Source organism: Roseateles sp. P1_C6, assembly GCF_056406315.1.
Genome location: NZ_JBFUAK010000008.1, coordinates 141,089 through 162,107, shown reverse-complemented (window position 1 = coordinate 162,107; position 21,019 = coordinate 141,089). Strand labels below are relative to the sequence as shown.

General features: G+C 69.5%; 20 protein-coding genes. 12 read left to right on the top strand and 8 right to left on the bottom strand.

Going from position 1 to position 21,019, the window contains the following annotated elements:
- Positions 1–24 precede the first annotated feature (24 nt).
- Entirely contained in the window at positions 25–2,037 is a 2,013-nt protein-coding gene (locus AC1D29_RS18730) for a S9 family peptidase (RefSeq protein ID WP_477900156.1), read from the bottom strand.
- A 138-nt stretch (positions 2,038–2,175) separates the two neighbouring features.
- Between AC1D29_RS18730 and nadB the strand changes: the two genes are divergently transcribed.
- Positions 2,176–3,780 (top strand): L-aspartate oxidase, encoded by a 1,605-nt coding sequence (gene nadB, locus AC1D29_RS18725; RefSeq protein ID WP_477900154.1) that lies wholly within the window; start codon positions 2,176–2,178, stop codon positions 3,778–3,780.
- Between the two features lie 18 nt (positions 3,781–3,798).
- On the opposite strand, the gene AC1D29_RS18720 is transcribed toward nadB, so the two are convergent.
- Both AC1D29_RS18720 and nadA read right to left on the bottom strand, forming a co-directional pair.
- A complete protein-coding gene (locus AC1D29_RS18720) occupies positions 3,799–4,089 on the bottom strand; it encodes a late competence development ComFB family protein (protein ID WP_477900152.1) in 291 nt (96 codons plus the stop codon).
- Between the two features lie 39 nt (positions 4,090–4,128).
- Complete coding sequence (gene nadA, locus AC1D29_RS18715) at positions 4,129–5,229, bottom strand: quinolinate synthase NadA (RefSeq protein WP_477900150.1); 1,101 nt, start codon at positions 5,227–5,229, stop codon at positions 4,129–4,131.
- Between the two features lie 57 nt (positions 5,230–5,286).
- On the opposite strand from nadA, the gene AC1D29_RS18710 reads away from it, so the two are divergent.
- Complete coding sequence (locus tag AC1D29_RS18710) at positions 5,287–6,099, top strand: substrate-binding periplasmic protein (RefSeq protein ID WP_477900148.1); 813 nt, start codon at positions 5,287–5,289, stop codon at positions 6,097–6,099.
- Between the two features lie 17 nt (positions 6,100–6,116).
- Here the strand turns inward: AC1D29_RS18710 and AC1D29_RS18705 are convergent, their stop codons facing one another.
- The 5 genes from AC1D29_RS18705 to AC1D29_RS18685 all read right to left on the bottom strand — a co-directional run bounded on the left by AC1D29_RS18705 (position 6,117) and on the right by AC1D29_RS18685 (position 9,632).
- On the bottom strand, positions 6,117–7,085 hold the full coding sequence (locus tag AC1D29_RS18705) for a hypothetical protein (RefSeq protein WP_477900146.1): 969 nt from the start codon (positions 7,083–7,085) through the stop codon (positions 6,117–6,119).
- 116 nt (positions 7,086–7,201) lie between these two features.
- The gene (locus AC1D29_RS18700) at positions 7,202–7,894 is read right to left on the bottom strand and encodes a hypothetical protein (protein ID WP_477900144.1); all 693 of its coding nucleotides are present in this window, start codon (positions 7,892–7,894) and stop codon (positions 7,202–7,204) included.
- Between the two features lie 105 nt (positions 7,895–7,999).
- Entirely contained in the window at positions 8,000–8,536 is a 537-nt protein-coding gene (locus AC1D29_RS18695) for an RNA polymerase sigma factor (RefSeq protein WP_477900142.1), read from the bottom strand.
- Between the two features lie 2 nt (positions 8,537–8,538).
- Positions 8,539–8,736 carry a YgaP-like transmembrane domain gene (locus AC1D29_RS18690; RefSeq protein ID WP_477900140.1) on the bottom strand — a complete coding sequence of 66 codons (198 nt, stop codon included), beginning with the start codon at positions 8,734–8,736 and terminating at the stop codon, positions 8,539–8,541.
- Between the two features lie 86 nt (positions 8,737–8,822).
- Positions 8,823–9,632 carry an AraC family transcriptional regulator gene (locus AC1D29_RS18685; protein ID WP_477900138.1) on the bottom strand — a complete coding sequence of 270 codons (810 nt, stop codon included), beginning with the start codon at positions 9,630–9,632 and terminating at the stop codon, positions 8,823–8,825.
- 69 nt (positions 9,633–9,701) lie between these two features.
- Here AC1D29_RS18685 and AC1D29_RS18680 point away from each other — a divergent pair, with 69 nt between their 5' ends.
- From AC1D29_RS18680 to AC1D29_RS18635, 10 genes are all read left to right on the top strand, one after another.
- Complete coding sequence (locus tag AC1D29_RS18680; protein ID WP_477900136.1) at positions 9,702–10,958, top strand: MFS transporter; 1,257 nt, start codon at positions 9,702–9,704, stop codon at positions 10,956–10,958.
- Between the two features lie 163 nt (positions 10,959–11,121).
- Positions 11,122–12,222 carry an AI-2E family transporter gene (locus tag AC1D29_RS18675; RefSeq protein WP_477900134.1) on the top strand — a complete coding sequence of 367 codons (1,101 nt, stop codon included), beginning with the start codon at positions 11,122–11,124 and terminating at the stop codon, positions 12,220–12,222.
- Between the two features lie 65 nt (positions 12,223–12,287).
- On the top strand, positions 12,288–12,701 hold the full coding sequence (locus tag AC1D29_RS18670) for a cupin domain-containing protein (RefSeq protein WP_477900132.1): 414 nt from the start codon (positions 12,288–12,290) through the stop codon (positions 12,699–12,701).
- Positions 12,702–12,707: 6 nt separating this feature from the next.
- Entirely contained in the window at positions 12,708–13,454 is a 747-nt protein-coding gene (locus tag AC1D29_RS18665; protein WP_477900130.1) for a YybH family protein, read from the top strand.
- 7 nt (positions 13,455–13,461) lie between these two features.
- The gene (locus AC1D29_RS18660; RefSeq protein ID WP_477900128.1) at positions 13,462–14,223 is read left to right on the top strand and encodes a hypothetical protein; all 762 of its coding nucleotides are present in this window, start codon (positions 13,462–13,464) and stop codon (positions 14,221–14,223) included.
- Positions 14,224–14,455: 232 nt separating this feature from the next.
- On the top strand, positions 14,456–14,935 hold the full coding sequence (gene arr / locus AC1D29_RS18655) for an NAD(+)--rifampin ADP-ribosyltransferase (RefSeq protein WP_477900126.1): 480 nt from the start codon (positions 14,456–14,458) through the stop codon (positions 14,933–14,935).
- A 40-nt stretch (positions 14,936–14,975) separates the two neighbouring features.
- Positions 14,976–16,688 (top strand): thiamine pyrophosphate-binding protein, encoded by a 1,713-nt coding sequence (locus AC1D29_RS18650; RefSeq protein ID WP_477900124.1) that lies wholly within the window; start codon positions 14,976–14,978, stop codon positions 16,686–16,688.
- A complete protein-coding gene (locus AC1D29_RS18645; protein WP_477900122.1) occupies positions 16,681–16,905 on the top strand; it encodes an RNA-binding S4 domain-containing protein in 225 nt (74 codons plus the stop codon). The genes AC1D29_RS18650 and AC1D29_RS18645 overlap by 8 nt, the downstream gene beginning before the upstream one ends.
- Positions 16,906–16,954: 49 nt before the next feature.
- Positions 16,955–18,253 carry a metal-dependent hydrolase family protein gene (locus AC1D29_RS18640; RefSeq protein WP_477900120.1) on the top strand — a complete coding sequence of 433 codons (1,299 nt, stop codon included), beginning with the start codon at positions 16,955–16,957 and terminating at the stop codon, positions 18,251–18,253.
- 373 nt (positions 18,254–18,626) lie between these two features.
- The gene (locus tag AC1D29_RS18635) at positions 18,627–21,017 is read left to right on the top strand and encodes a pectate lyase family protein (RefSeq protein WP_477900118.1); all 2,391 of its coding nucleotides are present in this window, start codon (positions 18,627–18,629) and stop codon (positions 21,015–21,017) included.
- Positions 21,018–21,019 lie beyond the last annotated feature (2 nt).

The following is a 21,019-nucleotide window of genomic DNA, read 5'->3' as shown; positions in this document are numbered from 1 at the left end:
AGTATTTTTGGAATCGGTCGGCCGTCACGGTTGCAGATGCCGGGCCAGGAAGGTCGCCATGCGCTCGGCGAAGTCGACGCGGTTGGCGACGATGCCGAAGCCGTGGCCTTCGCCGGGGTAGGTGACCCAGACCGGCTCGTTGCCGGCCTCGCGCAGCGCCTTGCGCAGGCGTTCGCCGTGGGCCAGCGGCACGCGGCGGTCGGCCTCGCCGAAGGCCAGCAGCAGCGGCGCCTTGATGCGCGCGGCCTGCCTGACTGGCGAGTTGGCGATGATCATGTCGGCGTCCTTCTGCAGGTCGCCGATCATCTCGGGCAGGCGGAACTTGCGGCTTTCTCCGCTGGTGTCGTCGTCCACCCACCACGAGCCCTTGAGCAGCAGCTCCAGGTCGGTCACGGCCAGCCAGGCGACGCCGCAGCGGTACAGCTCCGGCTCGTTGACCAGGCCCATCAACGTGCTGTAGCCGCCATAGCTGGCGCCGACGATGCAGGCCTTGTCGCTGGCGATGCCTTCCTTCTGGGCCCAGCGCAATGCATCGGCCACGTCGTTCTGCATGGCCTGGCCCCACTGTTTGAAGCCGGCGCGGAAGTGCGCCTGGCCGTAGCCGGTGCTGCCGCGGAACTCGGGCTCGATGACGGCATAGCCGCGCGACGCCAGGAACTGGGCCTGCGCATGCCAGCCCCAGACGTTGCCGCGCACCCAGGGGCCGCCATGCACGAGGACGACGGCGGGCAACGGCCCCTTGGCCTGGGCACCCTTGGTGACCCACACGGGCAGGTCGCGGCCGTCGCGGGCGGGGATGCGCTGGAAGTCCATGGCCGCCATCTCCGACGGCTTGATGTCGTCGCGCACACGGCCGACCGGGCGCCAGTTCTTCTCGCCCTCGGGCGGCTGCGCCTGGTAGACCCAGAGCTGGCCGGGGTCGCGGTCGCTGAAGGACCGCACCAGGGCCGTCATGTCGGGCTGGCCGCAGCGGCGGCAGTTGATGCGGTTGATGCGGCCGAGAAAGCGCTCGTCGGTCTCCTGCTGCAAGGCCTTCAGCGCGGGGTGGAACCAGACCGTGCTTTCGCCGTCGGTGATGACGCGCACGCCCAGCGCCGCGCCGAAGCCGTCGTTGAGCACCGTGCCCTGAAAGTTGAAGCCGGGCGTGACCACCATGGGCTGTGCTTCGGGCGCGCGGCGCTCGAAGTCGTAGCGGCTGAGCACCAGCTCGCCACCCTTGCCCTTGGCCTGCGTCACGTAGAGCTGGCCGGCGTCGTCCACCGCGTTGACGCCGAAGGGTGTGTGCAGCTCGGGGCTGTCGAACAACGGCTGCCAGTCCTCGCGGCCCGGGCCGCGCCAGAACGCGGCGACGCGACCCTCGCGGCGTGTGATGGCGACGCGCAACTCCCCGCGGCTGTCGGTCAGCCAGTCCACCGTGTTCGGCGGCGCGGCCGCCTCGGTCGAGCGCGTGCGGCCGGTGCGGGTGTTCAGCCACAGCGGCGTTGCCGTGTGGCGCTCGTCCAGCGAGATCTCGGCGAGCAACACCTCTTCGTTCGCTTCGCCCACGCGCGGTGCCGGCACGCGCAGCAGGCGGTGGTTCCAGTCCAGCAGGCGCTCGTTGCGGTTGGAGCCGTCGGTGATCACGGGTCGGCCCATGCGCCGTACCAGCATCCGCATCTGACTGCCGTCGGCATTGACGGCGAACAGGCCCGGCAGGCCGTTGGGTCGCCCGCTGCCGTCCGACACGTCGACGACCCCGAAGATCAACCGGTTGTCGTTGACCCAGTGCACCTGCGACACGTCGCCATCGGTGAATTGCGCGGTGCGCATGGGCTTGCCCGTCGTCAGATCGAAGACGGCCAGGCCGACGCGCTTGGCGCCACGCGCGGTCGTCACCGCGAGCTGGCGGCCGTTGGGCGACAGCACGGCCTCGGCAATGTCGGCATCCTTGAAGAACACCTCCGCCGGCGGCGGCGCGGCCTGGGCGGTCAGCGCGGCGCCGGCGGCCAGCAGAGAACCGGCGATGACACCGGCCCAGCGTTGCAACGTTTTCTTCACGGCGTCTCCTCCTGCTGCTCTTTGACAGCGTTGACCGGCGGCGCGCAGCATAGTGCCCGGCGCGAGTAGCCAGGGTCGCCGAACCGGCAATCCTCACCTCCGTGAGCGGTGGCCCGCGCTGCAGGACAATCCCCGGCCATGACTGCTGCCCCCCCCGACGACGCACCCGTCGTCATCATCGGCGCCGGCCTTGCCGGCCTGACCGTGGCCCTGCACCTGGCCGACACCGTGCCCGTCGTCGTGCTGGCCAAGCGCGAGCTGACCGAGGCCGCCACCGCGTGGGCCCAGGGCGGCATCGTCGGCGTGCTGGGCAGCGACGACTCCATCGAGAGCCATGTGCGCGACACGCAGGACGCCGGCGCTGGCTTGGTCGACGAGGTCGCCGCCCGCTTCATCGCCGAGCGCAGCGCCGCCGCCGTGGGCTGGCTGGTGGAGCAGGGCGTGCCTTTCACGCCCGACGACACCGGCCCCATGGGCCTGCACCTGACACGCGAGGGCGGCCACGCGGTGCGCCGCATCGCCCACGCGGCCGATGCGACCGGCAAGGCCATCCACGACCAGTTGTTGGCCGTGGCGCGCAAGCATCCCAACATCAAGCTGTGCGAGCGCTGGATGGCGCTGGACCTGATCACGTCGCGCCATGTGCAACGGGACGAGCCACCACGCGTCTACGGCGTCTACGCGCTGGACATCGACACCCAGCGTGTCGAGACGCTGCCGGCGCGCGCCGTCGTGCTGGCCACCGGCGGCGCCGGCAAGGTCTACCGCTACACCACCAACCCCGACACGTCGACCGGTGACGGCATCGCGATGGCCTGGCGCGCCGGCTGCCGCGTCGCGAACATGGAGTTCATCCAGTTCCACCCGACCTGCCTGTACCACCCGCAGGAGCGCAGCTTCCTCATCACCGAGGCGCTGCGCGGCGAGGGCGGTCACCTGAAGTTGCCGGACGGCACGCGCTTCATGGCCGCGCACGACGAGCGCATGGAGCTGGCGCCGCGCGACATCGTCGCCCGCGCGATCGACTTCGAGATGAAGAAGCACGGCCTGGACCATGTGTGGCTGGACGCGACCCACCTGGGCGAAGCCTTCCTCATCGAGCATTTCCCGACCATCCACGCGCGCTGCCTGAAGCTGGGCATCGACATCGCCCGGCAGCCCATCCCCGTCGTGCCGGCCGTGCACTTCACCTGCGGCGGTGCGGTGACGGACCTGCTGGGCCGCTGCGACCTGCCGGGGCTCTATGCCGTCGGCGAGACCGGCTACACGGGCCTGCACGGCGCCAACCGCCTGGCCAGCAACTCGCTGCTGGAATGCGTGGTGCTAGGCCAAACCTGCGCGGCCGACATCCTCGAGCAGGCCGTGCCCGATCCCGCGCCCATCCCGGCCTGGGACGAGAGCCAGGTCGAGAACGCGGACGAGCAGGTCGTCATCGCCCACAACTGGGATGAGTTGCGCCTGCTGATGTGGAACTACGTCGGGATCGTGCGCACCACCAAGCGGCTGGAGCGGGCGCTGCACCGCATCAAGCTGCTGCGCGGCGAGATCGACGATTACTACGGCAGCTTTCGCGTCACGCGCGACCTGCTGGAGCTGCGCAACCTCGTCGAGTGCGCCGAGCTGATCGTGCGCTCCGCGCTGATGCGCCACGAGAGCCGCGGCCTGCATTTCAGCCGCGACTACCCGCGCACGCTGCCGGTGAGTTTCCCGACGGTGTTGATCAGCAAGAGAAGGCGGCGCTGAACATCGTTCCGGCGCCGCTTACTTGCGCGACCTGAGCGCCGTCCGCGCCTGCACGAAATTGAACGCATACGCCACCGCCTCGATGATGGCGTTGTCGATCTCCAGGCGCTCGTGCTCGGTCAGGTAGAAGCTGAAGTCCACCTCGTGGCGGATGTAGCGCGGCGGCAGGCGGTTCAGCGCCACGCAGCAGACGTCGCACAGCAGGTCGTTGCTGCTGGCGATCTCGGGGAAGTCCTTGGAGGCGTCCATCACCGCGGCGAAGACTTCGCGCTCGTGGTGGTTGTACAGGGAGCTGAAGTCGGCGTTCATGACGGGCCTCGCGGTTGCAATGACGAACTTATAGCGCGATCAGGCGGCGCCGATTCCTGGCGTCATTCCCGAGGCGCGTGACTTTCTCGCGGCGACGAAATCCAGCATGCGCGTGATGCAGCCCTGCGCCTTCACGCGGATGGCTTCGTCGACATGGATCTCGGGCTGGCCGCTTTCCAGGCAGTCGACCAGGTTGGCCAGGCCGTTCATGGCCATCCAGGGGCAGTGCGCGCAGCTCTTGCACGTCGCGCTGTTGCCGGCCGTGGGCGCCTCGATCAGCGTCTTGCCTGGCGCCAGCTGGCGCATGCGGTGCAGGATGCCGTTGTCGGTGGCAACGATGTACTCCCTGGCCGTGCCTTCGACGACGGCCTTGATCAGCGCGGAGGTGGAGCCCACCACGTCGGCCTGCTCGACGACGCTCTTGGGCGATTCCGGGTGCACGAGGATCTGCGCGCCCGGGTGCTCCTTGCGCAGCAGGTCCAGCTCCAGCCCCTTGAACTCGTCGTGCACGATGCAGGCGCCGTTCCACATCAGCATGTCGGCGCCGGTCTGCTCCTGGATGTAGCGGCCCAGATGCCGGTCGGGCGCCCACAGGATCTTCTCGCCCTTGGCATGCAGGTCGGCCACGATCTCCAGCGCGCAGGAGCTGGTCACCATCCAGTCGGCGCGTGCCTTCACGGCGGCGCTGGTGTTGGCGTAGACGACGACCTTGCGGTCCGGGTGGGCGTCGCAGAAGGCGGCGAAATCGTCGGCCGGGCAGCCCAGGTCCAGCGAGCAGGTGGCCTCCAGGTCGGGCATCAGCACGCGCTTCTCGGGGCTCAGGATCTTGGCCGTCTCGCCCATGAAGCGCACGCCGGCGACGACCAGCGTTTGCGCCGCGTGTTCGCGGCCGAAGCGGGCCATCTCCAGCGAGTCGGCGACGCAGCCGCCGGTGGCCAGCGCCAGGTCCTGCAGCGCGCCGTCGACGTAGTAGTGCGCGACCAGCACGGCGTTGTGCTTCTTCAGCAGCGCGGCGGCGCGCTCGGCCAGCGCGTTGCGCTGCGTGGGCGTCAGCATCGCGGGCGCCTTGGCCCAGGCGTGGGCGGTGGAGCAGGCGCCGGTGGCGTCCTGCTTGGTGTAGTCGAACAGCTGTGTATCCATGAGGGAATCGGGTCTCTGAAGAAATGCTGGATCGCTTCGGCTCCCTACACTGGGCGCATGGCGATGTTGCGGGATTGTCCGCCCGGTGGGGCAGCGGCTGGCGGCGTGGGGTTTCGGGCGCGGCGGTGGGCCGTGCTGCTGGCGGCCTGGGGCTGCTTTTTTGCCGCCCAGGCCGCGCCGACGGACGCCAAGCCCGTGCTGCGTTTCATCGTCGGCGAGGACTGGGCTTCACCCTATCTGGAGGTGCAGGGTGGGCGCCCGGTGGGCGGCCTGGCCTACGAGCTGATGGTGCTGGTCGCCCGCGCGGCAGGCGCCGAGCCCGACTACCTGATGCTGCCGCCCAAGCGCACCCAGGCCGCGTTGCAGGCAGGCGAGGCCGACCTGATGTGCATGATGAATCCCAAGTGGCTGGCCGAGCCGCTGGGTGCCGGGCGCATCGGCCCCGCGATGGTCGTGCTGGAGGACGTGCTGGCGGTCGCACCCGGCGCCGGCCATGGCCAGCCGCTGAACCTGCCGGCCCAGCGCGGGTTGCGCGTGGGCACGGTGCTGGGCTATCGCTATCCCGAGCTGGGGCCGTTGTTCGACGCCGGCCAGCTGGTACGCGAGGACGCGGCCACCCAGCAAGGCGTGCTGGACAAGCTGGCTCGTGGCCGCACCGACGCGGCGGTGGTCGACCGCCTGGTGCTGGCCCAGTACAACCGCGGCCGGCCGGCCGCCGAAGCGCTGCAGCCGCTGCAGGTGGTGAGCCAGACGGTGACGCACTGCCTGCTGGGCGCCACGACGCGGCTGCCGGCCAGCCAGCTGCGCCGGGCGTTGCGCGCCGTGGTCGAACGTGGCGACCTGGCCAGGCTGGTGGCGCGTTACCGCTGAGCCGGCCGAGCCGGTGCTCAGGGCAGGCGGATCGTGTCGCGCTCGCTGACGCGCACGGTGTTGCTCGGGTCGTTGCCCCAGCGGTAGGTGACGCTGAGCGTCTTGCGCTGGCCCGGCGCCGGGTCCATGCCGAACAGCTCGTTGCTGACCTGGGCCTCGAAGCGCTCGCCGCGCACCTGCGCGCGCAGTGCCTGCGTCACGTCCACCCAGCGGCCTTCGCCGCCGTAGCTGGCACTCTCGATGACGAGCCGGCCGGTGGCCACCGGCCGAGTCGGGCCGCCCCAGTCGCCACGGCCCCAGCCGATGAACTGGTTGCCATCCACGGTGGCGTACTCGCGGTACTCGAAGCTGCGCTGCTGGCCGCTGCGGTCGCGCGCGAAGATGCGCAAGACCTTGGTCTGGCCCGGGTCCGGGTCGATGCCGCCGAAGGTGTCGTTGGTCAGGCGGAAGACCTGGTCGCGCCGCGCCAGCTCGCGCAGCCGGTCGGTCACATCGACCTCGCGGCGCCCCGTGCCATAGGTGGCGTTGAGGATGGTGAACTCGCCGTCGTCACGGCCGCCACCGCGGCGCTCGTCGCGGCGGTCTCCGCGGTCATTGCCATTCCAGCCGCGCGACGCATTGCCGTCACCCCAGTTGCCGCTGCCCCAGCCGATGAACTGCGCGCCCTCGATCCAGTCGCGTTCGCGGAAGTCGAACTGGCGCTCCTGGCCCTGGCGGTCGCGCGCAAAGATGCGCAGCGTCTTCTGGCGGCCGGGGTCGGGGTCGACGCCGCCAAACAAGTCGTTGGTCAGCCGGAAGCGCCGGTCCTGGCGGGCCAGCTCGCGCAGCCGGGCGGTCACGTCCACGTGGCTGTTCTCGGTGCCATAGCGGGCATTCAGGATGGTGTACTCGCCGCTGTCCTGGGCCACGGCCGGCAGGGCCAGGCCAGCCAGCAGGCCGGTGAGCAGGGCGCTGCCCGCGCTCAGGGTCCATTGACGTCGTCTCATGACGGTCTCCTTGTTGTTGATGCGGCAGATGGTCGCACGCAGCACCCCAACGCGCGAGTGCCGCTGCGCGCGGACCAACCTCCGTCAACGCCGCCGTAAGGGTTGGTAACGCGGGCTCAACGCCCCCAGTCGCCACGGCCCCAGCCGACGAACTGCGCGCCGTCGACCCAGCTGCCTTCGGCGTACTCGAAGGCACGCTCCTGGCCGCGTGCGTCGCGCGTGATGATGCGCAGCCGCTTGCCGCGGCCCGGGTCGGGGTCCACGCCGAAGGTGTCGTTGCCCATGCGGAAGCGCTGGTCACGGCGAGCCAGCTCGCGCAGCCGGCCGGTCACGTCCACCTCGCGCCCGGGGTTGCCGTAGCTGGCGGACAGGATGGTGAACTGGCCGTCCTCATTGCGGTCTCGATGCGGGTTGCCGTTCCAGCCGCCGCTCCAGCCCTGCTCGCCCCAGCGGCCCTCGCTCCAGCCGACGAACTGCATGCCGTCGATCCAGGCGCGCTCGGGGTACTCGAAGCGGCGTTCGCGGCCCTGGCGATCGCGCGCGTAGATGCGCAGCATCTTGTCGCGACCCGGGTCGGGGTCGACGCCGAAGAGGTCGTTGGTCAGGCGCACGCGGCGGTCACGGCGCGCGATCTCGCGCAGGCGGTCGGTCACGTCGGCGTGGTTGCGGTCGGTGCCGTAGCGGGCCTGCAGGATGATGAATTCGCCGTCATCGTCACCGCGCTGCGCCCATGCCGGCGCGGCCATCCCGGCCATCAGCGTTGTCGCGAGGCCGAGGCCCGCGCCCAAGACATAGTGGCGTCTTTGCATGGCTGTCTCCTGAGTGTTGGTGCGGGGCATGCTGGCACCCGCGCGCCACGCGCCATGTCGGATAAAGAGAGGTTCGGCCGCGGGCCGAAACCCCATTGCGCGCCGTCAGATGACCCGCTGCTTGCCGCCCAGCAGGTACTCCCGAGCCAGCGCTCGCGCGCGGTGCAGCCGGCTCTTCACATTGGGCGCCGTCAGGCCCGTGCGGCCGGCGATCTCCGCGATGGTCAACTCCTCCACGTCGCGCAGCAGCATGACCTCGCGGTAGTGCGCCGGCAGCGATTCCAGCGCGGCCACCAGCTCCAGCCGCAGGCCGGCCTCGGTGTGCACCACCAGCCATTGCGCCAGCTGCTCTTCGTCGTAGGGGTCGTAGCGCAGCGCGACGCGGCCCAGGCGCCGGCATTCACGCTGCACGAGGCGGATCAGCCAGCCCGAGAACGCCGCCAGCACGCGCAGCTGGGGCAGCCTGCGCGACACGATCAGCAGTGCCTCCTGCACGGCGTCGTCCACGTCGCTGAGCAGGCAGTGCTGCTGCGCGTAGCGGCGGATGTCGGGCCGCGAGATGCGCAGCAGCTGGTCCAGCGCGAGCGGGTCGCCGCCGTGGGCGGCGGCGAGCAGCGGCTGGTGTTCCGTCGCCAGCGCCACGGCTACTTGAGCTTGCGGCCGACCATCGCGCAGGCCGGACAGAAGCCGAACAGGCCCGACGCGACCAGCCCGGCCGCGCTGGCGGCCACCAGCCAGCCGGTCATGCCGCCCAGCAGCATCAACCCGCCCGCGGCCACGACGACGCCAGCCACCACCCGCAGCACGCGTTCCGCGTTCGGCACATTCTTCACATAGACCATGGTTCGACTCCCAGTGTTCGAGGACAACCCTCGGGAACTAAGAGGCGCCGGTCGCAGGATCGGATTCGCGGCGAGCAAGAAAATCTTCAAGCCTCGGCAAAGAAGCGGCTGGGCGGCATGCCCACCGTGCGCGTCACCATGGCCGTGAAGGCACTGGCGCTGGCATAGCCCAGCTCGCTGGCGATCAGGCTCATGGGCCGCCCGCGCGCGGCCAGCGTCAGCGCATGGGCCAGCAACAGCTGCGAGCGCCATTGCGCAAAGCTGGTGCCCAGCTGCTCGCGGAACAGCCGGCTCAGCGTGCGCGGGCTGGCCCCGGCTTCGGCAGCCCATTCGTCCAGCCCGGCGTGCCGGCCCGGTTCGCGCAGCATCGCCTCGCACAGCTTGCGCAGCCGGGCGTCCTGCGGCAAGGCGACGCCCAGCGCCAGCGGGCGGGCGCGGCGCAGCTCGGCCAGGATCAGCTGCTCGATGCCGCGGCGGCGCTCGGCGTCGTCGGGCGCTTCCGGCGGGGTCGGGTCGGGGTCGGCGGGCAGCGCATGCATCAGCTCGCGCAGCAGTGGCGACACCTCCAGCACGCGGCCCAGCTGCCAGGCCGCGCCATCGAGCTGGCCGTCGGCGAGGTAGAGCGTGCGCAGGTCGGCCCGCTCGATGGCCGTGACCGCGTGGACGACGCCGGGCGGGATCCAGACGGCGCGCGAAGGCGGCACGATGTAGGTCGAGGCCTCGGTGTTCACGCGCACGGCGCCGGTCATCGAGAACACCAGCTGTGCCCAGTCATGGCGGTGCGGCTGGATGTCGGTCAGGTGCTCCAGCAGGCGCGACTTGGCGCGCAGCGGGCGCTGCGGCGTCGGCGCAAAGCGCTCGGGCGAGAAGGCGGGAACACTGGCGCGGACAGTCATGGCCGGATTTCGACAGAACTTGACGAACCATCGTAACCACGCCGGCTCGGCGCTGCCTAGAGTGTGGGCATGAACTCGGCCCTCGCTTCCACCCTCGACGCCGGCCTGCAGCGCCGGCGCGACGTCACGACGATCTCGACCATCGGCGTCGCCCACGGCACGTCGCACTTCTTCCACATGCTGCTGCCGCCGCTGTTCCCGGCCTTCATCCACGACTTCGGCCTCAGCTACTCGGAGCTGGGCCTGCTGGTGACGACCTTTTTCGTCATCTCGGGCACCGGCCAGGCGCTGTCGGGCTTCATCGTCGACCGCATCGGCGCACGGCCGGTGCTGTTCGCGGCCATGGCCAGCTTCTTCCTCGCGTCCATCGCGGCCGGGCTGGCTCAGGGCTTTGGCGGTCTGATGCTGGCGGCAGCGCTGGCCGGTGTCGGCAACGCGCCCTTCCACCCGGCCGACTTCACCATCCTGAACAAGCGCGTGTCGCAGCCGCGCCTGGGCCATGCGTTCTCGGTGCATGGCATCAGCGGCAATCTGGGCTGGGCGCTGGCGCCGGTGTTCTCCATCGGCATCGCTCAGGCGACCGGCAACTGGCGCTTCGCCTATGCCGGCACGGCGCTGGTCGCGCTGACGGTCATGGCGCTGCTGTTCTGGCAGCGCTCGGCCATCGACGACCGCCAGGGCTCCTGGGGCCACGCCAAGCCGGCGGCGGGCGCCAAGGTCGAGCACCCGATGGCCTTCCTGAAGCTGCCCTCGGTGTGGCTGTGCTTCTCCTTCTTCTTCTGGAGCACGGCGGCGCTGTCGGCCATCCAGAGCTTTGCAAGCCCGGCGCTGCACGACATCTACGGCCTGCCGCTGGCGCTGACGGCCTATGTCGTCACCGGCTACATGCTGGCCGGCGCGGCGGGCATGGTCTGCGGCGGCTTCCTGGTGGCCAGGGCCGAACGGCTGGAGCGCACCATCGCCTTCGCCATGGCCTTTGCCGCGGCGCTGCTGCTGCTGACGGCGACCGGCTGGCTGCCGGGCTGGCTGGCGGCCGTCGTGGCGGCACTGGCCGGCTTCGGCACGGGCGTCGCCGGCCCGTCGCGCGACATGCTGATCAAGCGCGCCTCGCCGCCGGGCGCGACCGGCCGCGTCTACGGCACCGTCTACTCGGGCCTGGACATCGGCTTTGCCATCGCGGCGCCGGTGTTCGGTGCCATCCTGGACCACGGCATGCCGCGCGGCGTGTTCGCCGGGTCGGCCGCGGCGCTGATGATGGGCATCGCGTCGGCGGGACTGGTCGGGTTGGGTCTGGCGCGCAGGCAGGTGACGCTGAAGGCTGCGTAGTCGAACGTCCTTGTCGCGATGGGGCTGGCACTGAAGGCCTTGGCCAGCGCGCCAGAAGCGATGCATGAAGCGCACGCTCGATTTGCTTGATCGGGCGAAGCCGAGTTGCTGCCCCTCGTACCATGCGTGACATCGCCTGGCCTTGGGTCACCCGTCGCGCCGCATGAATTTCAAGAACTTCGTCAACTCGCAAGCCCTTGAGCACAGGGTCTTCCTGGCGCTGATGGTGGCAGTCAGCGTGGCTTTCGCATGGATCCTGCAGCCGTTCTTCGGCGCGGTGTTCTGGGGTGCGGTCATCGCGATCATCTTCATGCCGGTTCATGTCTGGCTGCTGCGCAAGTGGAAGCAGCGGCGCACACTGGCCGCGCTGGGGACGCTGGCCCTGATCGTGCTGATCGTCGTGCTGCCACTGACGCTGTTGACCGGCATGCTGGTGAAGGAAGGCGCCGCGCTTTACCAGCGCATCCAATCGGGTGAGACGAATTTCGCTCGCTATTTTGAGCAGGTCGTCGCGGTGCTGCCCACCTGGCTGCATGACCTGCTGGAGCACTTCGGGCTGACGGATCTGGGCGAACTGCAAGCCCGCATCACCGATGCCGTCGCACGCGGCAGCCAGGTGATCGCCACCCAGGTCTACAGCGCCGGCCAGAACGCACTGGACTTCGTCGTCGGCTTCTTCGTGATGCTGTACCTGGCGTTCTTCCTGCTGCGCGACGGCGCCGCCTTGAGCCGGCGCATCCGCGCCGCCGTGCCCCTGGCGCCTGAGCACAGGCGCAACCTGGCGACGAAGTTCGTCACCGTGATCCGTGCCACCGTGAAGGGCAACATCCTGGTGGCCGCCGTGCAGGGCGCCTTGGGCGGCCTGGCGTTCTGGTTCTTCGGCATCAAGGGTGCGCTGCTGTGGGCGGTGCTGATGGGCTTCCTGTCGCTGTTGCCGGCCATCGGCGCGGCGCTGATCTGGCTGCCCGTGGCGATCTATTTTCTGGTCACCGGCGCCCTCTGGCAGGGCGTGACGCTGATCGCCTACGGGGTGTTCGTGATCGGGCTCGTGGACAACGTGCTGCGCCCCATCCTCGTCGGCAAGGACACGCAGATGCCCGACTACCTGGTGTTGATCTCGACCATCGGCGGCATGGCCGTATTCGGCATCAACGGCTTCGTCATCGGCCCGGTCATCGCGGCGATGTTCATGGCGGTGTGGGACCTGTTCGCCGCCGAGCGCGAAGCCACCGCCGCGGGACCGGCAGATCCTCCATCGTCTTGAGGTTGACCCGCGTGGCGGCGGCATGCAGAGTCCGCCCGCGCAGGTTCGCGCACAGGAGATCCATGATGAAGAGAGCTACTGCCGTTCTCGCGTTCTCTGGCGCCACGCTGTTCAGCCTCGGGCTGGCGACGGGACTGGTCGCGCAGACCCTGACGGATTCGCCCAACCGCAAGGAACAAAAGCGCACCGACCTGACCGGCGCGCCCAACATGGAGGTCATCGCCTCCATCGTGGAGATCAAGCCCGGCGAGAGCAGCCTGCTGCACACGCACCACGGCGTCGAGGCCTTCCACGTGCTTCAGGGCGCCTCGGTGCAATCGCCGGGGCAGGAACCGACGGTGCTGGCCACGGGGCTGACGTCCATGAATCTCAGGGACGTCAAGCACGGTTCCTTCAAGGTGATCGGCGACACCTCGCTGAAGCTGCTGACGGTGCACATCGTCGACAAGGACAAGCCGCTGTACGACTACGTGAAGTGAGCGGTGATGCTCCGCATTGCGACCGCGTGGTTTGCCGCCCTGTTGTCCAGTTGGGCGCTGGCGGCGGAGTCGCCTGACGCGGCCATCGCCGAGGTGCAGGCGCGTGACGCGGAGCTGTCCGCGGCCCACGGGCGTGGTGACATGGCCACCTATCTGCAGGGCTTGTCGCAGCGCTACGTCTACATCGATGTCGGCGGCCGCCGCGTCACGGCGATGACGCTGGCCAGCCGGCGAGCGAATGACCAGCTCCGCCAGGTGGCCTCCGAATCCTCCGAGGATGAGGCCGTCCGCCTGGCCGACAACGTGGTGCTGCTGCGCGGGCTGGAGCGTGCCTCCTTCACCTACTTCGGCGGGCTGCCCAGGCAGGGCAGCAGCCGCTGGAGCGCGCTGTGGGTTCGCGAGGAAGACGGCCAGTGGCGGCTGGTGGCCGAGACGGCGACGCCGGTGACCAGCGATGGCGGCCTGCCGTTCACACGGGTGCCGCAACCCATGGCGTCCATGCGTGCGCATCAAGGCCGCTGGACGCTGGCCCTGCCCACGCCGATGGACATGGAACTGACCGCCGAGCGCGGCCAGCTGGTCGCCACGTTGGTGGGGCAGTCGACGCGCTTCGTGTTCGAGCCCGCTTCGGCGAGCCACTACTTCGCGCTGGAGCGGCCGTTCGAATTGCGTTTTTCGCGCGACGGGAAAACGCTGGAGCTCGTGACCTGGGGCGTCTCTACCCGCGCAATCAGAACGCCCAGGTCACGGTAGCCTAGGGATGGACGCCATCATGCGCGGGGCCATGCTGCGCCTCCAGCCTCCGAATGTCGTCGGGAGGCACAAAGGACTCGACATGCGCAAGCCTTCGTCCACGCATCCCTCATCGCCCAGGAAGCGCCACCCCGCCTGCCTTGCTGCCATCGCGGCGCTGGCGATGGCCGGCAGCCAACCCGCTCAGGCTTTGGCCTTCTTCGATGAGATCACGTTCTATCTGACTTCCGGCAGCTACGACCCCGGCGACCGCGTCAGCACGACGTTCACATTCGGGGCCAAGCCAGGTGTCGATCTGAGTGCGTTCGAGTTCCAGCTTTCCTGGGACAACACGCTGGTGACTTCGCCCGCGAGCGGCCCGGGCTCGGTAGCAGCCTGGGCGGAGGTATTGAGCGCCAAGGGCAGCGTGAGCCTGGACTTCAGCGGGGCGCAAGTCATCAAGGGGCAATGGACGGCAGATCCGCTCGGCGGCTCCGGCAGCTTGATTTCCACGGATTACAGCAATCCGGTGAAGGCGGTGTTCAGCTTCGAGACCAGCTCGGCCTTGAACGTGCCCTTCATCGTCAGGATCGAATTGACCAACATCAAGAACGCCACCGGTGAGCTGATGGACACCGGATCTGGCTTCTACAACTGGGCCACGCTGTCACCTGTGCCTGAACCCAGCAATTGGCTTGCGTTGACCTGCGGGCTGGCAGCAATTGCCGCGCTGCGCCGGCCAAGGTGGGCAAGCGATCAAACCGCTGCGACAGCGGAGCCGTTGGGCTGACTTTGCCGGGCTGGCGCCGGGCGTCATTCACGCCAGGCGCCCGGCCTTCCCAGTGAGGCACTCGCGATCGGCAGGAAGCCGGTGCTGCGCTGGACTCAAGTTTAATTGCGCAACGGGGCCCGCGGCCGAATTTCCCCGACACATCAACGGCTTAGAAAAATCATCGACCGGTCCATGCAACAGTCGCGGCCGCTGGGCGCCAGCTCAGCCTGTCCTCACTGTCGGAGTCCGCATGACCCATGAACCTGTCGTCAATTCCTGCACCGGCGTCATCGAGTCGCTGGCCAACGCGCCCGCAGGCGCCGCCCGTGAACTCGGCGCCCAGCCGCTCTATCACGGCACACGGGCCGACCTGAAGCCGGGCGATCTCATCGAGCCCGGCTACTCGTCCAACTACGGTCAGCGCCGGAAGGCCAACCACGTTTATTTCAGCGCCACGCTGGACGCCGCCACCTGGGGCGCTGAGCTGGCGCAGGGCGAGGGACCGGGTCGGATCTACGTCGTCGAGCCGACTGGGCCGTTGATGGACGACCCCAATCTGACGGACAAGAAGTTCCCAGGCAATCCGACCCAGTCCTATCGCTCCCTCGAGCCCTTGCGGGTGGTGGGCGAGGTCAAGGATTGGCAGGGGCATCCGGCCGAGGTGCTGCAGGCGATGAAGGACCACCTGGAGCGCCTGAAGCAGCAGGGCGTCGAGGCGGTCGACGATTGAGGGGGCCGTCGTTCTCGCGTCTGCCGGCTAAAGTGCCAACATGACTAGACAACCCACCACCCCTCGTCTGGCCGGCCACAAGCTGGTCGAGGCGCTGATTGCCCAGGGCGTCGACACCGCGTTTGGCGTGCCCGGCGAATCCTTCCTCGCCGTGCTCGACGGCTTCCACGAGTACGCGGACCAGATCCGCTTCATCGCCTGCCGCCAGGAAGGCGGCGCGGCCTTCATGGCCGAGGCGCAGGGCAAGCTGACGGGCCGCCCCGGCATCTGCTTCGTGACGCGCGGCCCGGGGGCGACGAACGCCAGCATCGGCCTGCACACGGCCTTCCAGGACTCGACGCCGATGATTTTGTTCATCGGCCAGGTTGCCAGCGACCAGCGCGACCGCGAGGCCTTCCAGGAGGTGGACTACCGCCAGATGTTCGGCCCCGGCACGCTGGGCATGGCCAAGTGGGTGGGCGAGGTGCATGACGCCGAGCGCCTGCCCGAGTACGTGGCGCGTGCCTTCCACACCGCGATGCAGGGCCGGCCAGGCCCGGTCGTGCTGGTGCTGCCCGAGGACATGCTGACCCAGCCGATCACGGCGCCCGTCGTGGCGCCCGCGCGCCCGGCTGAAAGCGCACCGACGCCGGCGGCGCTGGCCGAGCTGCGCGAGCGCCTGGCCGCGGCGAAGAAGCCGCTGGTCATCGCCGGCGGCGGTGGCTGGACGCCCGAGGCGACCACCGCGCTACAGGCCTTTGCCGAGGCCTGGGGCTTGCCGGTCGGCTGCGCCTTCCGCTTCCAGGACCTGTTCGACAACGCGCACCCCAACTACGCCGGCGACGTCGGCATCGGCATCAATGCCCGCCTCGCCGCGCGTGTGAAGGAGGCCGACCTCATCCTCGCCATCGGCCCGCGCCTGGGCGAGATGACGACCGGTGGCTACACGCTGCTGCAGGCGCCGCGCCCCGCGCAGCAACTCATCCACATCCACGCCGGCGCCGAGGAACTGGGCCGCGTCTACACGGCCGAGCTGCTCATCAACGCGAGCATGAGCCAGGCCGCGCCGGCGCTGGCCGCACTCACGCCGCCGGCCGACATCGCCTGGCGCGACTGGACGGCCGCCGCGAATGCCGACTACCAGGCCAACCTCGTGCCCACGCCGGTCGCGCCGCTGGACATGGCCGAGGTCATCCGCCTCATCGACGCCAAGCTGCCCGAGGGCACCATCTTCACGAACGGCGCCGGCAACTACAGCGGCTGGCTGCACCGCTTCCACCGCTACACGGGCCTGCACCGCTTCGGCAAGACGCAGCTGGCGCCGACGTCGGGCGCGATGGGCTACGGCGTGCCGGCCGCCGTCGCCGCGGCGCTGTTGCAGGACCGCTGGGTCGTCAACATCGCCGGCGATGGTGACTTCCTGATGACCGGCCAGGAGCTGGCGACGGCCACCGGCTACGGCGCCAAGAAGCTGCTGGTCGTCGTCGTCGACAACGGCACCTACGGCACCATCCGCATGCACCAGGAGCGCGAGTACCCGGGTCGCGTGTCGGGCAGTGACCTGTTCAACCCCGACTTCGCCAAGCTCGCCGAAGCCTTCGGCTTCGCGGCCTGCCGGGCCGAGTCGACCGAGCAGGTCGGCCCTGCGCTGGACGCCGCCATCGCGGCGGGCAAGCCGGCGCTGATCCATCTGCGCCTGTCGTCCGACGTATCCACATCGCGCTCGACGCTGACCGCCATCCGCGAAGCCGCGCAGAAAGCCCACCATGCTTGAGCTGACGTTGCGTGGCGAGTTCATCGAGCTGGACAAGCTGCTCAAGGCCGTGGGCCTGGTGGAGAGCGGCGGGCGCGCCCGCATGTTGATCGCCGCTGGCGAGGTGAAGGTGGACGGCCAGGTCGAGCTGCGCAAGACCGCCAAGATGCGCGCCGGCCAAGTGGTGGACTTCGGCGGCCAGCAGGTCAGGGTCGTCCCGGGGCCGGCCGGCGGCTGAGCCGTATGACACTCGCGGGCGGCTTTCTTTGCCGCTCACTTGGATCGTCATGCGCCGCCTTGCCTTCGCCCTGCTGTTCGCCGCCTGCCACGCCGTCGCCGCCCCCGGCGAGACGCTGATCCACGCCGGCCGTCTGGTCGACACCGAGGCCGGCCGCGTGCTGGAGCGCCAGTCCATCGTCGTCTTCGGCGACAAGATCAGCGCGGTGAAGGCCGGCTACGTGGACCCCGCGGGCTACGACAAGGTCATCGACCTGAAGGACCGCACCGTCATGCCCGGTCTGATCGACATGCACGTGCATGTGACCAGCGAGAGCAGCGCCGGGGCGTACAGCGAACGCTTTTTCCTGAACCCGACCGACCGCGCGTTGCACGCGACGGTCTACCTGCGCCGCACGCTGGATGCTGGCTTCACGACGGTGCGCGACCTTGCCGCGCCCGACGGCATCGCCATCAGCCTGCGCGACGCGGTGGCCAAGGGCTGGATCACCGGCCCGCGCATCGTCGCGGCCGGCAAGTCCATCGGCACGACCGGCGGCCATGGCGACCCCACCAACGGCTTCAACAACCAGCTGCGAGGCGACCCCGGCCCGGCCGAGGGGGTCATCAACGGTGCCGACGACGCGCGCAAGGCGGTGCGCCAGCGCTACAAGGAAGGCGCCGACCTCATCAAACTGACCGGCACCGGCGGCGTGCTGAGCATGGCGACGAATGGCGTGAACCCGCAGTTCACCGACGCCGAGTTGAAGGCCGTCGTCGAGACGGCGCGGGACTACGGCTTCGTCGTCGCCGTGCACGCGCATGGCAAGGAAGGCATGCTGCGCGCCATCCGCGCCGGCGTGGACTCCATCGAGCACGGCTCTTACCTGGACGACGAGGTGGTGGCGGCAATGAAGCAGCATGGCACCTGGCTGGTACCGACACTGTCGGCGGGCCGCTTCGCCAGCGCCAAGGCCGAGGAGCTGGGCTACTTCCCGGAGGTCGTGCGCGTGAAGGCCAAGGCGGTCGGCATCATGGTGCAGCAGGCGCTGGCCAAGGCCTGGAAGGGCGGCGTGAAGATCGCCTTCGGCACGGATGCCGGCGTGGGCCCGCACGGCAGCAACGCCAAGGAATTCGGCTACATGGTGGAGGCCGGCATGCCGGCGATGGCCACTCTGCAGAGCGCGACCATCAACGCCGCCAGGCTGCTGCGCCAGGAGGGCCAGCTGGGTGCCATCACGGCCGGCCGTTGGGCCGACATCGTGGCCGTCAGCGGCGACCCGCTGGCCGACATCGGGCTGATGGAGAAGGTCGACTTCGTCATGAAGGCCGGCCGCGTCGTGCCGCCCTCGGGTTCGCCCGCCCCCTGAAATCAATGCTCTCAGGGATAGCCCGGCGTTGACCCGTTAGGGCAAAAACGAAACACTGTTCCAACTGCTAGCTGAGCCGATACCGCCGACCGGACACCGCCGGGTGGCCGGGGTGTCGACAGCCGATGCGGTGCGGTGCGCCTGCTGCGCCCGCTCACCTTCCTGACGCCCAAGCGAGCCGGTGCCGCGAGGGCGACAAGCCTCCTCGGCCTGCTGCCGATTCCCACCTTCTGACTGCCACAGCGCTGCGCGCCCGACCCCTGACGGGTCGGGTGCCGGGTGGGCCTGCGCCTGCCAGCCGCCAAGCAAGACAGCAGGGCGTCAAGCACAACGACATGCGCGCTCGGCACGAGCGCGCCCCAGGAGCCATGCCATGACTTCACGCAAGCCCAAGCTGGGCCTGCTGGCTTCGTCCATCTCGCTCGGCCTTCTGGCCTGCGGTGGCGGCCAGGAGAACCCTGCGAACTTCACCGCCCTGCAGGCCAGCGAGCAGGCCACGGCCGGCCGGCTCGATGCGGCCGTGCCTACCACGCAGACCGCGACGGCCAAGGCCCTGGCCGCCCGCGACCCCCGCCCGGTGACGCCACCGCCCGCGCCGGTCATCGACGCCCTCAGCCTGACCGACCCGAGCGCGCCGCTGCTGTTCGACGTCGGCACGCGCACCTATGCCGCGCCGACCACCATCAGCGGCCTGCACAACCCGGCCAACTACCGCGCCGCGCCGAAGCTGCCGGCCTGGCAGTTCGCCACCGTGGACCCGACCAACGGCGTGCTGACCTTCGAGCGCGAGACGGCGCCCGACATCGGCTGGCACGGCCAGTCGCGCAAGGGCAAGGTGCTGGTCACGGGTGGCTCGTCGGCCGCGGCGAACCGTGTCTACACGGTGTTCAACAAGGAGCAGCTGCTGGCCGCACTGCGCGAGGCGAAGAACGAGCCCAAGATCATCCGCGTCGTCGGCCACATCGACTTCCGCTGGCGCGACGGCAACACGGTGTTCGAGGAGTACACGGGCTTCCTGGACCAGAAGAACGGCGGCTCGTTCTCCATCCCGTCCAACACGACGCTGGTGGGCATCAACGACAGCAACGGCCGCCCGGCACGCATCACCGGCACGCAGATCCTGATCGGCATCGAGGCTGCGCAGAGCATGGGTGGCAGCCCCGAGGACGACTTCAAGAAGTGGGTCGCCGCGGGCAAGGACCCGGAGCTGTACCCGACCTGGACGCGCAACATCATCCTGCGCAACCTGCAGCTCGACACGCCCTGGGACGTGAACCCCGAGGACAGCGGCAACGCCTACATGGACGGCATCGCCATCACGCGCGGCCAGCAGATCTGGGTCGACCACGTGAGCATCAGCGACGGCGACACGCCCGATTCGCTGGCCAGCGACACCCGCCACGACGGCGCCCTGGACATCATCCGCGGCAGCGACTACGTGACGGTGTCAAACAGCATCTTCACCAAGCATCACAAGACGACGCTGGTCGGCAACGGCGACTCGGGCCGTGCCTGGAGCGACGCCGGGCGCCTGCACGTGACGATGACGGGCAACTGGTGGGACCACCCCTACAGCCGCCTGCCGCTGGTGCGCTTCGGCCAGCTGCACCTGTACAACAACCTCGTCAGCGGCAGCACCACCACCGACGACGTCGACAGGAAGTTCGCTTCTGGCCTGGACGCGCGCTACCAGTCCGACGTCATCAACGAGAACAACTTCTACGAGTTCACGGGCCTCAAGCCCAAGGAAGTCTGCGGCAAGCTGGCCGGCGGCAAGGACGCGATCTCCATGCGCAGCAGCGGCCATCGCTTCATCAGCGACAAGGACGACCTGGGCAAGCCCATGACCGGTGTCATCGACATCGAGCTGCAGGGCTGCGAGGGCGTGCCCGTCAAGCAGAACGGGGTGCCGCCGTATGCCTACACGCTGCGCACGGCCGACGCCGCGCGTGGCGCCGTGCAGGCCGGTGCCGGCGCCGGCCGCGTGGGCATGTTCGCCGTGCAAGGCTCGCTCCCCGCGCCGCTGCCCGGCGCGCCCGCACCGAGCCCGGCACCGACGCCAAGCCCCGCGCCTTCGCCCACCCCGTCGCCATCGCCATCGCCATCGCCATCGCCATCGCCTTCGCCCAGCCCCGCGCCCGCACCGGTGCCGAATCCGCCCCCGCTGATTCCGGGCACGGCCTGCACGCCCACGCTGCCTTGCGACGCGAACGGCGGCAACGAGCTGGTGTTGAGCCCGCTGGTGACCGCACCTGCACCGGCCGCAAGCTATGTGCAGGCCACCGGCACCTACACGATGTCGGGCGCCGGCGTCATCAACACCAGCAGCCCCTATGCCTTCAACTTCAAGTACCGGGCGCTGACGGGCAACTTCAGCTTCACCGCGCGCGTCGTCACCCAGGGTGGCAATGCGGACTCCGGCCGCGCCGGCGTGGTGGCGATGAACGGCCTGACCGGGACACCGGCCTACGCCTGGACGGCGCGCTACTCGTCCACCGGGGCCATCAGGGCGGCGATCAACGGCAACAACAAATCCAACATCGGCAGCTTCTCCACGTCGGCCCTGCCGGTCTGGGTGAGGGTGGAGCGCCGCGGCAACGCGGTGTATTCGGCCGCGTCGAGCGACGGCGTCACCTGGTCCGAAACCACCAACCTGACGGTCAGCGTGCCCACGCTCTACGTGGGCCTGGCGCTCTCGTCCGGCAACAACAGCGCAGTCGTCACGGCCGACTTCGACAACGTCACCGTCGTCGGCGGCCAGTGAAC